Annotated in this window: 11 protein-coding genes; 8 read left to right on the forward strand and 3 right to left on the reverse strand. The window is 47.3% G+C overall.

The annotated features are described in order from the left end of the window. Positions 1-19 precede the first annotated feature (19 nt). Positions 20-853: a J domain-containing protein gene (locus WG89_RS09650; protein ID WP_062264844.1), complete on the reverse strand. Its 834-nt coding sequence runs from the start codon at positions 851-853 to the stop codon at positions 20-22. A 214-nt stretch (positions 854-1,067) separates the two neighbouring features. Here WG89_RS09650 and WG89_RS09655 point away from each other — a divergent pair, with 214 nt between their 5' ends. The 6 genes from WG89_RS09655 to WG89_RS09680 all read left to right on the forward strand — a co-directional run bounded on the left by WG89_RS09655 (position 1,068) and on the right by WG89_RS09680 (position 7,112). Next, positions 1,068-2,093 (forward strand): amino acid ABC transporter substrate-binding protein, encoded by a 1,026-nt coding sequence (locus WG89_RS09655; RefSeq protein WP_062264846.1) that lies wholly within the window; start codon positions 1,068-1,070, stop codon positions 2,091-2,093. A gap of 113 nt (positions 2,094-2,206) precedes the next feature. Then, the gene (locus tag WG89_RS09660) at positions 2,207-3,367 is read left to right on the forward strand and encodes an amino acid ABC transporter permease (protein ID WP_062264849.1); all 1,161 of its coding nucleotides are present in this window, start codon (positions 2,207-2,209) and stop codon (positions 3,365-3,367) included. 23 nt (positions 3,368-3,390) lie between these two features. After that, entirely contained in the window at positions 3,391-4,464 is a 1,074-nt protein-coding gene (locus WG89_RS09665; protein WP_062264852.1) for an amino acid ABC transporter permease, read from the forward strand. A gap of 45 nt (positions 4,465-4,509) precedes the next feature. Further along, positions 4,510-5,280, forward strand: a complete 771-nt coding sequence (locus WG89_RS09670) for an amino acid ABC transporter ATP-binding protein (protein WP_281177684.1) — start codon at positions 4,510-4,512, stop codon at positions 5,278-5,280. Positions 5,281-5,364: 84 nt separating this feature from the next. After that, entirely contained in the window at positions 5,365-6,420 is a 1,056-nt protein-coding gene (locus WG89_RS09675; protein ID WP_062264855.1) for a Rossmann-fold NAD(P)-binding domain-containing protein, read from the forward strand. 59 nt (positions 6,421-6,479) lie between these two features. Beyond that, positions 6,480-7,112: a hypothetical protein gene (locus tag WG89_RS09680; protein ID WP_062264859.1), complete on the forward strand. Its 633-nt coding sequence runs from the start codon at positions 6,480-6,482 to the stop codon at positions 7,110-7,112. A 74-nt stretch (positions 7,113-7,186) separates the two neighbouring features. Here the strand turns inward: WG89_RS09680 and WG89_RS09685 are convergent, their stop codons facing one another. Beyond that, positions 7,187-8,482 carry an OmpP1/FadL family transporter gene (locus WG89_RS09685; protein WP_062264862.1) on the reverse strand — a complete coding sequence of 432 codons (1,296 nt, stop codon included), beginning with the start codon at positions 8,480-8,482 and terminating at the stop codon, positions 7,187-7,189. 653 nt (positions 8,483-9,135) lie between these two features. Between WG89_RS09685 and WG89_RS09690 the strand changes: the two genes are divergently transcribed. Continuing rightward, the gene (locus WG89_RS09690) at positions 9,136-9,633 is read left to right on the forward strand and encodes a hypothetical protein (protein ID WP_062264865.1); all 498 of its coding nucleotides are present in this window, start codon (positions 9,136-9,138) and stop codon (positions 9,631-9,633) included. Positions 9,634-9,805: 172 nt separating this feature from the next. Further along, on the forward strand, positions 9,806-10,345 hold the full coding sequence (locus tag WG89_RS09695; protein ID WP_062265052.1) for a TIGR00645 family protein: 540 nt from the start codon (positions 9,806-9,808) through the stop codon (positions 10,343-10,345). 13 nt (positions 10,346-10,358) lie between these two features. Here the strand turns inward: WG89_RS09695 and WG89_RS09700 are convergent, their stop codons facing one another. Continuing rightward, complete coding sequence (locus WG89_RS09700; protein ID WP_062264868.1) at positions 10,359-15,449, reverse strand: hypothetical protein; 5,091 nt, start codon at positions 15,447-15,449, stop codon at positions 10,359-10,361. Positions 15,450-15,451 lie beyond the last annotated feature (2 nt).

Below are 15,451 nucleotides of genomic sequence, written 5' to 3' on the forward strand. Positions count from 1 at the left end.
CTTTACTTTATTCAGTGTTTTAGTTTTGTTCTAGTCTTCTCACCAAGAGGTCTCTGGCAGAATTCAAAGCTTTAAACTTCTCTTCGTCATCTTCCTGGGTTTTATCAGGGTGGTATTCTAGTGCTAGTTTTCGAAACTGGATGGCAATCAAGCGGTATGTGATATAGGTCTCATCCTGGATTTTCATTACTTTCAGTGCATTCTTTTCTTCAGGGCTCTGCAGGTCATAGCAAGTAACATAGGATTCGCTCTTGGCTTTCCAAGGCCCTGTTTTAGCTGCGTTTACTCTCAGAGGGTCGATTTGAGTTGCCTTTATCCGTATTTCTGCTTCTATATCGCTCACTATCGTATGAAGATCCTGAGGATTTAAAGAGGACAGCTGAAAAGCTACAAAGTCGACACCTGGTTCAAAACCATCCAATTCTGAATACAGGGAGTTGTCTTTCCATTTGTCTGTAAGCTTTCTCAGGAGCCTGTCTTTAATTTCACTGATTGCACTGGCAATAGTTTCCGGACGGTACTCTACAAATGATTGGAGTAGATTATTGAGGTATGCAGTTTGATAAGTTTCTGCCAGGTCCTTAAGTAGCTCTTCAGTTTCTATATCTCTATCCCATATAGAGGAGGCTATTTTGGAGAGCTGATGGCTGATGCCATATGCAGTGGCAGTAGAAATGGGAACTGTCTGAGAAGCTTCTCTTGCTGCCAGAGGAGATGCTGATCGACTATCACCTTGCCTGTCTATGTGGGTAGTAGCCGGACAAGCTTGGACTGCACTTGTCTCTTGAGAAAAATTCTGAGGGCAATCATTGGGTGCTCTGCTAGTGGCATCAGGCGCAGTTGTTTTGTACATATTGAATCCATAGATGTTTTTTGAATCCTTTTTAGAGTTGCGGTCTAGTACATAAGTTCCAGATAATAACTCGCTGGTTAGTGAAACTAACCGCTGACTGACGTTCCAGGCAGCAGGGTAGACAGTTGCCAGCCCAGCCCATTAGCGGTAAGGTTTTGCAGGTATCAGATGCCTATTTTGATGTAGAAGAACAATAACAATCAGGACCGGAACCATGATCAGAAAACTCAAAAAGTGGGTCGCGCCCGCCCTTTTGCTGGCCGCTGCCGGCGCTCAGGCAGAGACCAGCAGTACGACTCTGGAAACTGTTTTAAGCAAGGGGTACCTCAGTTGTGGGGTGAATACGGGTCTGCCTGGTTTCGCCACTCCTGATGAGAAAGGTCAGTGGTCCGGTATGGATGTGGACGTTTGTCGCGGAGTAGCTGCAGCCGTTCTGGGCGATGCCGGTAAAGTGAAATACATTCCCCTGACGGCAAAAGAACGATTCACCGCCCTGCAATCCGGTGAAATTGACATGCTTTCCCGTAACACCACCTGGACGCTCACCCGCGATGCTTCTCTGGGTCTGAACTTTGCCGGTGTCAGTTATTATGACGGTCAGGGCTTCCTGGTGAAAAAAGAGCTGGGTGTAACCAGTGCCAAGCAGCTCGATGGCGCGGCTGTTTGTATTCAATCCGGCACAACCACTGAGCTGAACCTCGCCGACTACTTCCGTTCCAACGGTATGAAATATCAGCCTGTTGTTTTTGATACCTCTGACGGCACCGCCAAAGGCTTTGATTCCGGCCGCTGTGATGTGCTGACTTCGGATCAGTCCCAGCTTTATGCCCTGAGACTGCGTCTGTCAAAACCGGATCAGGCTGTTGTTCTGCCCGAAATTATTTCCAAAGAACCTCTGGGACCGCTGGTTCGCCAGGGGGATGACCAATGGTTCAATATTGTTAAGTGGTCACTGTTTGCCATGATCAATGCTGAAGAGCTGGGTCTGACTTCTGCCAATATTGACAAGAGCAAGTCTTCAACCGATCCGTCTGTACGTCGTTTCCTGGGCATTGAAGGTCCCAAGGGCAAAGGCATGGGATTGAAAGATAACTGGGCTTACCAGGTGGTGAAGCAGGTAGGCAACTACGGTGAAATCTTTGAACGTAACATTGGCGAATCCTCGCCATTGAAGATTGAGCGTGGCCTCAATGCCCAGTGGAGTCAGGGCGGCATCCTCTACGCACCTCCTTTCCGCTAAGAGTCAGGGAGGCTGATCGTTCTTTCTGAACATTAGGTCTTCCGGCAGTCCATGATTGAGAAGTTCATGGGCTGCTTGTTTGCGCAATTAATAATAAAAAGAAAGGCGTCTCTATGTGGGTAAGACTTTGGCGTGATCCAGTCTGGCGGGCCGTTTTTTTTCAGGTTCTGTTGATTCTGGGTGTGGTCGCGGTGGTGGCCTGGGTCATAAATAATACCCTTACCAATCTTGAACATCGTGGCATCAGCACCGGCTTTGATTTTCTTTCACAATCTGCGGGTTTCGGCATCATACAAACCCTGGTCGAGTACGACGAAAGCCAGAGTTTTGGCAGAACCTTTCTGGTAGGACTCCTTAATACCTTGCTGGTGTCGTTTCTTGGTGTGATCTTTGCCACGATTCTGGGTTTTCTGATCGGGGTAGCCCGACTCTCCAGTAACTGGTTGCTGGCTCGTCTGGCCAGTACTTATATTGAAATATTCCGTAATATTCCCCTGCTGCTGCAGATTTTCTTCTGGTACTTTGCCGTACTCGGCGTTTTACCGAGCCCAAGACAAAGCATTAACTTTTTCGATGCCATTTTTCTGAATGTTCGAGGTATTTCTCTGCCCTGGCCCATTCTGGATTCCGGGATGGAAATAGTCGTCTGGGCAGGCATTGCCAGTTTGGTTCTGGCCATGGGAGTAGCAGGGCTCTGTCGTAATTACCGGCGTACTAAAGGCAGGCCTCTACCGCATATTAAAGTCATCATTGCGTCAGTGATTATAGGTCTTCCACTGCTGACAGCCTGGCTTACCAATGCCCATTTACAGTGGGAAATGCCTGTGTTGAGAGGTTTTAACTTTTCAGGCGGGCTGGTCATTCTTCCGGAACTGGCAGCATTATGGTTTGCGTTGAGCATATACACCGCAGCATTCATTGCTGAAGTGGTTCGCTCAGGCATTGAGTCCGTCAGTAAAGGTCAGAAAGAAGCGGCGGCTGCGTTGGGGTTAAAACCTCGACGGGTTCTGAGCCTGGTGGTTATACCCCAGGCGATGCGAGTCATTATTCCTCCCCTGACCAATCAATATCTTAATTTGATCAAGAACTCTTCTCTGGCAACGGCTATCGGTTACCCCGATCTGGTGAGTGTATTTGCCGGTACCACATTGAATCAGACAGGGCAGGCTGTGGAAGTAATTGCTATGACCATGGCTGTCTATTTGACCATCAGCCTCACGGTCTCTGTTTTGATGAATTTATATAACCGATGGGTATCGCTGGTTGAGCGATAAACGCCCTGTTCATGGAGAACGAGATGGAACAGAAGATGATACCCGCACGTGAGCCCCCGGTTAATTCCAGAGGTATCCTGGGGTGGGCCCGGGAAAATCTGTTTGCCAGTCCTTCCCAGTCCCTGGTTACACTGGCTCTGTTGTATGGCTTATACCTGTTTATTCCGCCTTTCTGGCAGTGGGCGGTCATGGATGCCAGCTGGACTGGCAGCAGTCGATCTGATTGCACGACAGAGGGGGCCTGCTGGGCTTTTGTAACCGCAAGGCTCGATCAATTTATTTACGGCTTTTATCCCGACAGTGAAATCTGGCGGGTGAATCTCTTTTTTGCTCAGCTGGCGGTGGTGCTGGGCTGGCTCATGATCCCTCGAATACCCGGTAAAAAAATGGCATTAGTGATAGGCCTGCTCGTATTGCCTGTTACATCCTGGTTGATCCTGACCGGAAGCCTGCTGGGGCTGCCTCCGGTTGAAACCCATCAGTGGGGTGGCCTGATGGTGACGCTTGTACTGGCGCTATACGGTATGTTGGCATCGTTGCCGGTGGGGGTTTTATTGGCTCTGGGCAGGCGTTCTTCGATGCCCGTGGTACGCACCTTTTGCACTGCCTATATAGAGTTGTGGCGGGGTGTCCCTCTGATTACCGTGCTGTTTATGGCCTCGGTTATGCTGCCTTTGTTTGTGCCGGAAGAAATTGTTTTCGATAAGCTGGTCAGAGCGATGATCGGTATTGTTATGTTTCAGTCGGCCTATATGGCGGAAGTGGTCAGAGGCGGTCTTCAGGCAATACCCAGAGGTCAGGTAGAAGCCTGTCAGAGTCTGGGCATGGGTTACTGGCAAAGTATGTTGCTGGTGGTCTTGCCTCAGGCTATTCGGTTAGTCATTCCAGGGATTGTGAATACTTTTATTGCACTGTTTAAAGACACGAGTCTGGTATTGGTGATCGGTCTGTTTGACCTGCTTTCGATTGTCCAGGCCGGTCTCAATGATCCCCAGTGGTTGGGAAGTGCAGTGGAAGGGTATCTGTTTGCCGGATTCGTTTTCTGGCTGTTTTGTTTTGGTATGTCTCAGTACAGCCAGCGTCTCGAAAAACATTGAGTTTGAATGTTGGGCTCAAAAAGAAGAATAAAATGAGAGGTCACCATGGAAAAGATGGTCCGGGAAGGTCAAGACCCAACAAGCCCCGTCATTCAATTGAAGGGGGTCAATAAATGGTACGGCAACTTCCATGTACTCAGGGATATTAATCTTGATGTGATGCGTGGCGAGAAGATCGTCATCTGTGGTCCCTCCGGCTCCGGCAAATCGACCCTGATTCGCTGCATCAATGCATTGGAAGAGCATCAGGAAGGTCAGATTATTGTGGACGGTACCGAGTTGAATCGGGATCTGAAGAACATTGAAAAAGTGCGTCGTGAAGTAGGGATGGTCTTTCAGCAGTTCAATCTGTTTCCACATCTGACGGTATTGGAAAACTGTACATTGGCGCCTATCTGGGTCAGAAAAGCATCTAAGAAAGATGCTGAAAAAGTGGCGATGGAGTATCTGGAGCGGGTACGTATACCGGATCAGGCAGACAAGTATCCCGGCCAGTTATCCGGAGGTCAGCAACAGCGCGTGGCCATCGCACGCAGTCTTTGTATGAACCCCGAGATTATGTTGTTTGATGAGCCAACGTCTGCACTGGACCCGGAAATGATCAAGGAGGTGCTGGATGTCATGATCGAGTTGGCTAATGAAGGCATGACCATGATTTGTGTGACCCACGAAATGGGTTTTGCCAAAACCGTGGCGGATCGTATGATCTTTATGGACCAGGGGCAGGTAGTTGAAGAAGCGACACCGGAAGTGTTTTTCAACAACCCTGAATCGGAGCGGACAAAAGAGTTTCTGGGGCAGATTCTTATTCACTAAGAACGGCCCGATTATTTGACAGTTCAAACCAGAGTGCTTTCTTTAAACCTGATTGATAGAGAAACACCCATCAGGTAAGACTGGATGACACTTTTTGATACTGTTAAACATGCGGTTGAGCGCAGCTTTACCGTCAATGAATACCCTTGTCTGCATGAGCAACTGGGACGCTTTGAACAGGAAAAGCCTTTTGCAGGCAAGCAGATACTGTATGCCGCTCCTCTCACCGAAAACACGCAGGTAGCACTTCTGCCCATGATTGCCGGTGGTGCTGAGTTGACGCTCTCATGGCCCGAAATTATAGAAGCAGATCCTGAAGTGGTGGCTCTTTTCCAGAGTCAGGGGATATGTTGCTATAAGCAGGTCCCTGATGTTTTATCCTTTGACGTTATTCTCGATTGTGGCGGCCATCATGCTGATCTTGAAGCCCGCTACGGGTATGTTGAGCTAACCCGAAGCGGGCTTAATTATTACCACCGCCTGAAAGGAAAACCCTGTCTGGATGTGGATTCTACCGAGGTGAAGAATCTTGAAACCGTTTTGGGTACTGGAGACGGTTTGCTAAGGGCGATGAAGCAATCGGGTTATCAGGCTTTGAAGGACAAAAAAGCCTTATTGTTTGGTTATGGCAAGGTGGGTGTAGGGATTTGCAGAGCTTTGAAGGCTGAGCAGGCTCAGGTGTCTGTTGTTGAACTCAGGGACCGGCCTGCAGGTAATGGTGTGGCTGACTGGATAAAGGCTGATGATGTTTCGACGGTTCTGGCTGCGGTAGCTGATTCGGACTTTATCATCACAGCCACAGGCTTTGGAGGCGTGATCGAGCAGAATTATCCGGTGAAGGCTTTTCTGGAGAGCCCGGCGACTTTGATCAACATGGGGGCAGAGGATGAGTACGGTGAATCTTTTCCCGAAAAGGCGATAGAGAACGACAAGTCGGCCTTTAACTTTATTCTTGAAGAGCCCACGCACATGAAGTTTATTGATCCCATCTTTGCCCTGTATAACGAATGTGCTGCCTTGCTGATTTCACAACCCTGGGGAGAAGGTATACGGCAACCTCCTGAGGTACTGGTTCAGTCTTTGGTCGGCAGATTTTGTCGGGATCAGGGCTATAACAGGAAAGATTTTCAGGTCCACTAATAAAGCTTTATAAGCAACTAATCTGTAGTCATATTTATTTTCTGCAGAGAGGCTGTTCTATGAAGTCCCTGGCTCTTATATTGCTTGCTGTTTTATTTGTGCCTTATGCCTTGGCTCAACCTGCGATAGAAACGCTGGTTATTTTCAGGCATGGGGAGAAGCCGAAAGCAGGCCTTGGGCAGTTGGACTGTAGGGGATTGAATCGTTCCCTGATGCTACCCGACTTGTTGTTGGGAAAATATCCAAAGCCGGATTTCCTTTTTGCTCCCAAACCTTCTGACAGAGTCTATGAAAGGCATGGTGATCAAAAGCATTATGACTATATCCGGCCTTTGGCGACGATAGAGCCTACAGCCATCCGTTTGGGGCTGCCTGTTAACGTTGAGTTTGGTTATAAACAGGTGAGAGCACTGGCCTCAGAAGTGACCAAGAAGAAGTACCGTGATTCAACGCTCTACCTTGTCTGGGAGCATACTGAGATTCTGCGTTTTGTTAAGGAGCTGCAGAAACAGTTTCGCAATTATCAGTCATTAGAGGAGTGGGGGAATGAAGAGTACAACCGGGTGCTGATTGTGAAAATCAACTGGGATCAGAAACCACCTGTAATGGAGCTGGAAGAGCAGGAACTCGTCATCAACCATCTCAGTGATCATTGCCCGGGGTTTAGTGGTGACTCAGAGATGATCAAATAATGATCTCAAAAATAAACAAGGCCATGGATCTTTCGATCGATGGCCTTGTGGTGCGACTCTGCTGAAGAACAGTCTTAGAACTTGTACTTCACAGTAGCGTGGATCGCGTAAGCGTTAGACTCATACTTGCCAGGGTGAGACTTGCTGGCACTGCTCAGATCACCACCGCCTTTCACGCTGTCATTCTCAGCCATGTTGTATTCAGCGGCGAAGTCCAGATCAACCTGTCCGTCCAGAATGGTTGTACCGGCACCGAAGGTGAAGGAGTGTGCGTTAGCTGGAGTAGAGAAGGTTGGGGCAGCGTACTCTTCTGTAACAACAGCTGTTGTGTAGATGTAACCCGCTCTCAGAGCCCAGTTCTCGATACCAGTGTATTCAGCAGCAATACGGTAGTTGTACTGGTCTTCCCAGTTAGCATTGATTGCTGGCACAGCGAGAGCTGTGTCATCAGATTCAAACTTGATCTGTTCATTGTTGCTGTACTCGGAATAGGTGATTTCACCAAACAGTGTCCAATTAGGAGCCACCTGATAATCTACACCGGTAGAGATCTGCATTGGCAGAGCGGTTTTAGCAGTTGCATCAACTTTGTTGTACTCGCCTGCGCCCAGACCATTTTTATAAGAAGCATCTCCATCAGCTTCAATATCAACTTCGGAGCGATAGTTGATACCCCAGCCCCAACGGTTGTCGTCAGAGCGGAACATCGCACCCAGGCGAACACCGAAAGTATTGAAACCACTCATGTCGTTGTAGCCTACAGAGCCACCAACATTTTGGGAGATAGGGCCCAGATTAATATCAGTAGCAGATAGCATATTGATATCAGCGGTGGCGTATGTCAGTCGATAGGTGCCACCAACGGACCAGTTGTTGTTGATGCGATATGCCAGACCCAGGCCAGCTTCGATAACCTGGATATCAGTAGAGTAGTCTCCAGTGATAGGACGGTCGTTACCAACAGTCACATCTTCATATTTAGAAGAAGCACCACCGGCAGCATAAACACCGTAACCCATAGTGAACTTGTCGTTCAGCTTGAACAGACCGGTCAGGCCACCCACTGGAGAGAAGTTGGTTTCGCCATCAATAAAGGTGTTGTCACCCGCAGCCGGACCATTAGTAGTGGTAAAGGTTGGGGAAACATGCAGAGCAATGTCATTGGACTCTGCAAAAGCCATACCGGCCGGGTTAAAGAAGATCGCGCTGGAATCATCTACGGAAGAAACAGCAGCACCCGCCAGTGCACTGTATTGGGCATCCCAAAGAGTCGCTTTTTCAAAACCACCGGCGACAGCATTACCTGCTGAAACTGCAACGGCGAGAGAGGAAACTAAGAAAAAACGCGAGGAACGTGTATGGCTTGTCATTACAACTCCTGATGGTGGCAAGACCGGAGGCAGTTCTTTGTTCAATTAAAAGTCCCAATGAAAAATCACATAAAAAGAACTTTTAAAACAACAAGTGGTATGAACCTGCCTGATTGCGAACCCTGTTTGCTCTTGTGAAGTCTTTTAAGGTGCGCTGGTCGAAAGGCCGCTAGTCTATTTATGCTTATTAGGAATTTCTGTTGTCGTTTTGTAAATATCTGGTTATTAAAATCACTTTTTTATTGTGTATTAAAACAGGCATTTGAAACGACGGTACGAAATATCTCTGTTTAAAAGTGAGGAGTCAAGTTCGGCAGTGTTGTTAATTAAAATTCGAATAGTATTCGATTTTTATTTTAATTAATTTCGACATCTTTTTAAGATGGGTTTGAAAGCTAACTGGTTGATATTTATTGAAATTATGTAAGTGCTACTTTCTGGATGGAACTATTTCAGTTACTCAACAAAGTTGAAAAAAAATTGTAAGACGTTCGTCTTATTTTTGGCTATACATACTTTGCCGTTTGAGATACAGTCCAAAACCACTCAAAGAGATCATCAAGGGCAGAATAAAAAATAAACATCCAGTGATGGAAATCCGATCCGTTTGAGTGCTTAAAACATTAAGTATAAAAAACGAAAGACAAGCAGTAATGATTAAAAAATACACATCTGTCCTGACAACAGCGATTTTGGCATCCACTCTTTCTTTTTCTGTTCAGGCTTCTGAATGGTTTAATTCCAAGGATGGTGTTGGAAATACAGTAGCACATACCGAAAGCACAGATAAAACCACCTACCTGTTCTACACCAGGATTGATGGTGATGAAAAGCTTCAGGTATTGAATAAAGATACCTATTACCTGCGCGATGGTGATGAAATTAATGTCACTCTTTCTATCGATGATATGGAAGACAGCTACTACCTCGAAGGGACAGTAGATGAAGGGATGCTGGTTATCCATGAACTGGATAATTACAGGGAAATGAAAGGGCTTTCTGCCCAAATGAAAATGTCAGACAGCCTTTCTATCCGTTTTTCATTCGAACCACGTGATGAAAAAGGAAATCGTCAGGAAACCGTAGACCGAGTGTTTAACTTCTCTCTGGATGGCTCAAGTCGCACGATGTCTGAAGCCTACTACAACTGATTTTCAGGCCATACTTCAGATGAAGTATGGCCCTCCTTCCAGACTCAACCTGTCCCATGCAATGATATTCTTTCCTGAACAGCATACATAGCTTAACTGGCGAAACCCGAATAATCAGAGCAAAATAGAGTCCATTCGACCTGTTTTTATGATGTCTGAGGTAGAGATTTTAATGGAGAGATTGCTAGAGAGAGTGTTGTACTCTGCACGCTGGTTACTGGCGCCCATGTATCTGGGTCTGAGCCTGGTGCTCATCGTATTACTCATAGAGTTTTATCAGGGTGTGCTGTATCTGGCGTTCAATGTTCTGGAAATGGCAGAGCATGATGTCACACTGAAAGTGCTGACACTGATTGATGTAGTGCTGGTAGCAGGGCTGATCGTAATGGTGATGTACTCCGGTTACGAGAACTTTGTGTCCAAGCTCGATATTGATGAAGACACTGAAAAACTGAGCTGGCTGGGTAAAATGGACAGCAGCTCTCTGAAAGCCAAGCTGGCTGCCTCGATCGTTGCCATATCGTCCATCCAACTGCTGAAAGTCTTTATGAATGCGGAGAATATTACCAACGACAAGTTACTGATGAATGTCGTCATGCATATGACCTTTGTGATTTCAGCATTATTGATGGGGTTCCTGGATCACTATGGCCGGAAGAAGCCCAAGACTAATGGCGTAAGCAGCCCGGTTTCAGAAAAACTGATTGATTAGTTCTGTCAAAAAACTACTGCTGCAAGGCTAGCGCAGCAGTAGCCAGCCACCGGGAGCGATCTCCCATCCATTTTTGCAGGGGCTCAGAGAGAATTCTTTGAGCCTCAGCGATCATTTTTCCTCTTATAGACATCGCCAGTTGTATATCTCCGTGCTTGAGGAGAGACAGATAGATTTTCAGCATCTCTTCAAGGTTGTACTTCTGACCGTTACTGTTCAACTGTCTGGCGTTGCTCAGAGCATGATGTCTTGAGTACAGTTCCTGCTCCAGTTCAACAAGAGCCTGCTGGCCTATTACTGCCAGATTCACAGGTGTGCCCAGGCGTCTGGAATGTTCAGCAGGCAGCAGTCTGAAAATGCCCAGTTTATCTTTGGCACTAAGTGCCGGGTGCTGAAAAAAGATCGACTTCAGACTTGAGGGAGACTCTGTTGCAATCCGGTAGCAGATGGCCAGACAAGCTTTCCTTTCCTCGCCTGAAATTTTACCGGTGAGTTTTTTCAGCAATCGATCCGGACTGGCCCTGCGATTCCTGATAGCGGCAATAATCAGATCAGGATGCTGCAGTGCAGAAGCCACTTCCACGGTTCGGGTGAGAGAAGCTTCTCCGAATTTTTCAACGACTCTCAACTCTTTGGAAGATAACTGTTCAGGATCTGAAGGTAAGGCATCAGCGAGCTTCAACAAAGCATCAGAAAAGCTGCTGTCCACTTCAAGATTCTCCGGGAGCATATGAACCAGCGCCTTGCGTCGGCAGTCTGGCAATGGAGCTTCAGGTAATAAAAAGCAATCAAGGAGGAAGTCACCGAGACATCCTTCCATAATCTCCTGTTTGACAGAAACTGACTGAACAGAGGAAAACAGTTCAATGGCACGTTCACTGCTCTCTTCACTGTCGAGAGGGAGGTGTTCGATCAGCTTGGCGCAGGCTTTTTCGCTGAAGCCAGGATAGGCGTCACCTTGTAAAACTTTCAGTTGATGAAGTAAACAGGGAATCTGTTTCTTATCAGAGCCCGGCTTATAGACGGACAGCGTTAATTGTCTGATGAGATCCTGTTCTTTCTTCTCTCGAAGAATCTTTGCATGATCTTCAACAGGAGCTGCCTTTATGGCCAGCGGCTTTGGACTGATGCCTTGCCATCTTGCCAGAGTTTCTTCCAGCTGAGTAATGGCTTTGCCCATTAATAGTGCTTGTGAAGCATCCGCAGAAATACAAGCTTTCAAATGGTTTATTAGCAAAGCAATGTCTGCTGGAGGCAGGCTGAGTGCAAGAGCATCAGGAATGTCCGTTAACTGTTGGGCTAGAGAGTAGGCGGGCTTCAACTCCTGATGTAAAGAAGCTGGCAGACAGTCTTTTTCAATCAGAAGAATCAGACGAGCCGCGGGTAGAAAGCTTCCCTCGGAAATAGCTTGTCGCATCTTAGCCAGTCCGGCTTCTTCGTTAGCCCGAAAGCCTGTTCCGGTATATTGTGCGATGCCCTGATACAGCCCACGTTCTTCTGTATGGCCAATGAAGGGGGCAATCAAGTAGCGATAGCATTCAGATTTAACACCAGAATCGGTATCCGGATTGAGCAGGCACCAGTCGAGCAAACGACATTGAGCTTCTACATGGAGGCGTTCTGCACTCTGGCATAGCTCAGCGACAATGTCGGTTTTTGTGTTTTCCGGTTTCAGGTGGTGCCAGGCCAGCATGGCCAGAAGATAAGGCCCTGTTGTTTTGCTGTATGTGCTTTTCTTGAGTAATGCATTATAAGCGGATGAAAAATCCCTGAATTCAACCAGTCTGGAACCCATGGTCAGATAAATATCAGGAGCAAATCTTTCACTGGCAAGTATGCACTGCTGTTCTGTAGGAAGCTCATTTTTATCGTTTGCCACCCAGGCTCTTAATGAAGCTCTTTCCGGGGCGCCGGGTGAGAAATGTTTGACTAAAGGCCTTGCTTCCTCCTTGGAAAGCACTCCAAGCCCCAGGCTGAGGCACAGTAGCTTAATCTTTTCTCTGTCTTTCACAGACTTGTTTTTAGCCTGTCCTAAAACGTATTCCTTGCAGGGATCTCCGTTCAGGAAAGTGACGATCAGCCGGGCAAGAGGTTTTTGATGCCCTGAATGGTTTTCTATGATCTGCTCAGATTCTTGTGGTGTTAATGTGTGCACACCTTGTGCATGGAGGGCTCTGATCCACTCAGCAGCCATGGCTGGCTCTTCCATTAGAGTACTGACCAGATAATTCACGTGAGCTTGCAGGGAAGTCTGGGAAGACTGATGCAGCTTGCTGAAAAAAGCCTTGTCTTTTTTGTGGAGCCCCATATGCATGCTTTTGGCCAGTGAGTCTGCAGCTTGTTCAGTTTCTTCGGTCAGACGTACTTCCAGGTCTTCAGCCAGAGCTGATGTGTCTTCGCCCTCATGCTCTTCGATATAGGAGCATAACCCCTGTAATTGCTGGCCTTTGAGCTCATGCTCGAGCTTTTCAAACTTCTGCTGCTGATCTTTGATTTTCTCAAGAAGCTGAGTTAACAGCTGTCTGGTTTGAGCTTCGAGCCGACGGGGAACGGAAGAAAGGTGTGCGATAGCTCTGAGTGTCAGGGCCAAAGGATCAGAGTCTTCATATTGAAGACACTGTTCAGCCACCCTTAAAACTTGAGCTGGAGGCTGCTCTGATTCCAGTGATCTTTCCATAGCATGCTGGTGACAAGGGTTAGGAAATGAACTCGGCAGTTTGAAGTGATACAGCTCGTTTCTCCTGGCCAGCGGTCCAAAGCATTGAACGGCTTTTTGTTCCAACTCTGACGCTTCTTTACTTAATGTCATGGACTGCCTGTCCAGCTCTGCCAGTCTTTTTTCCAGGATTGTCTGGGCACAGGATAAATGGTTTTGAGTTAAGCTGTGAGTTCTGACAATGAGGGTGTCCATTGCTTTTATCAGCTTTAGAAAGATCTCGCGATCAATATGACGGCTGGAATAGGTGAATAAACTTTGTGTTTTATCGAGCCAGACTTTAAGAATAGCGGGATTTTGTTCATCCTTAAGAGATTCGAAAATTCGCAGCAACTCTTGCCCTTTGATAGGTGCATCGAGAGGATGATGGGTGACGACCTGCATTTTGCACAGTTCTGAATAGTGGAGAGGCAGTTCACCGAGCAGGACTCGATGGTCCTGAGGATCTTTCCTGTCTTCTTGTTTGGAGTGAGCATGTCGTCTTCTCATCCGATCCGATTGGTTGGCCGCCTGGTATTGCCTGCTGAAATTTTTGAAAGCGGCTGTATCCCCCTGTTCGAGAGCCAATTTACTTAGTGACTCATAAATATGACCATAGTCTTTCGGGCTGATTCCCAAATCAGAAGCGATAGCCAGGGCCAGGTGGAGAGAGGTTTCTGCTAAGGAAAAATAGCTGTAATGATTTTTAAGGTCATACCAGAAACTGTTAAAGAAAGCGTGTTCATGGTGCCAGCGTTTGAGCAAGTGGCTTTTCCGGCCCACGGTCTTAAGTAATTCTTCAAATACCGCTTCTTTGGATAGACTGGCTGAGCAATGGTTGAGTGATGCAAGACGATACAAAGTAGCCAGTCTGTCTGACGACAGTGCACTCTCAATTAAAGCTTCATCACCAGAACCATGATTGTTGACCTGTACCAGATGGGTGAACACCAGTGTCTGTGGGTCGCAGGAGTATTGCCAGTCTTCAAGTAATGCCAGAGCCCTTTCCGGGAAAGGTTTGGCCTCAGCCGTTCCGGCGGCACGCCAGTCATCTACCGAACGAATACTGTCCTTGCAGAGTGGATAAAGTTCTCTTGCCCGGGCATCGGAGTGACAATGGGACAGGCAGGTAGACATGAGTTGAACTTGATCATGCCGTTGCATTTGAGTGGACTCGGGTAACTTCCTGCTGCACAGGTAAAGTGCATAAGCAAGATCTGGGCAGAATCTTATCCAAGGTTTCATCTCAGGCTTGAGCAACGATACCAACAAGATTTCGCGTTGTTGAGGTGTACCGGAAACCAGATATAACTCAGCCAGTCGTTGTTGCGCTGGAGCGAAGTCATTGCGGGAGAGCTTATTGAGTGTTTTTTCTGCCAGATGCTCATCTCCCTTGACCCAATTGCACTCGGCCGTCCAATAATCGAAGAGAAAACGAGCTGAGTCCCCTGTTTTAGTCCCTTTTGCAGCGCAATCCTTTTCAAGAGATTTAAGAGTGGAATCGGCTTTCTCTGTATCAATATCGCCAAAAATCTCTTTGAGGTAGAGCATTGGAGCGAGCTGTCTGACATTAGGATCTTCATGGGTCATCAGCAATGATGCAAGATGGTCTCTATTTTCCTCAGAAGGTGAGCTCAGGAAATCCGCTATGTGCTTCACGACTGTCTGATCATTTGTTAACGGCTTCAGGCGCTCTATTTCTTGACAGGGGAGTGAGCACATCCATTTAAGTGCCTCATCAAACTGAAAGGCAAAGGCTTTCTCTTTTGCAGGAAGCAGTAGCTGGGCGGAAAGATCCAGTTTGGCTTTGGGACTGCCGGCATCAGCCGCTCTTCTCAGGCAGAGTAATTCAAGATCCCTGGAGCTATTGATGGGAGACGCCGAGTTAGCTGCAGCTTTAGCTATTTCGAGGTGCCAGAATATAAACTCTTCGCGATTTTCTGACGGGAGTCGGGCCAGGCATTCATGCTGACCCAGATTTAATTTAGAGAGAAATATTATTGTCTCAAGGTACTGGATGACCTTTTTGAGTTCTTCTGCATGGCCTTCAGTCATTTTCAGCTGCTTCTCAGCAAAACTGATGGCGTTCTCAAACTTGCCTTGAGCAAAGCACCTTTCTACAACTGGCAGCAATTTCTTGAGTTGTACATTGTCGGTTTCAGGAAGCTCAGGTGTTGAACTCAAACACTGAGCTGATTTATCAAGATTGAAGGAGGCTTTTGGCGGATTGGAATCGGCACGTCTGATGCTATAGCTGGAGAGTGTTCTTCTAGAGCCAGTCTGTGAAGCCGATGATTCTGTAGACATAATAGAAGGCACAACGGGTGGTTGAACCGTTTGTGGTTCCACGTGTTGTAGTTGTTGGGATGCATGTAATGAATCCGAGCTGGCTTCTGGTCCCTGCAGCATGT

It is taken from the genome of Endozoicomonas arenosclerae (genome assembly GCF_001562015.1).
In the GTDB taxonomy this organism is placed as follows: domain Bacteria; phylum Pseudomonadota; class Gammaproteobacteria; order Pseudomonadales; family Endozoicomonadaceae; genus Endozoicomonas_A; species Endozoicomonas_A arenosclerae.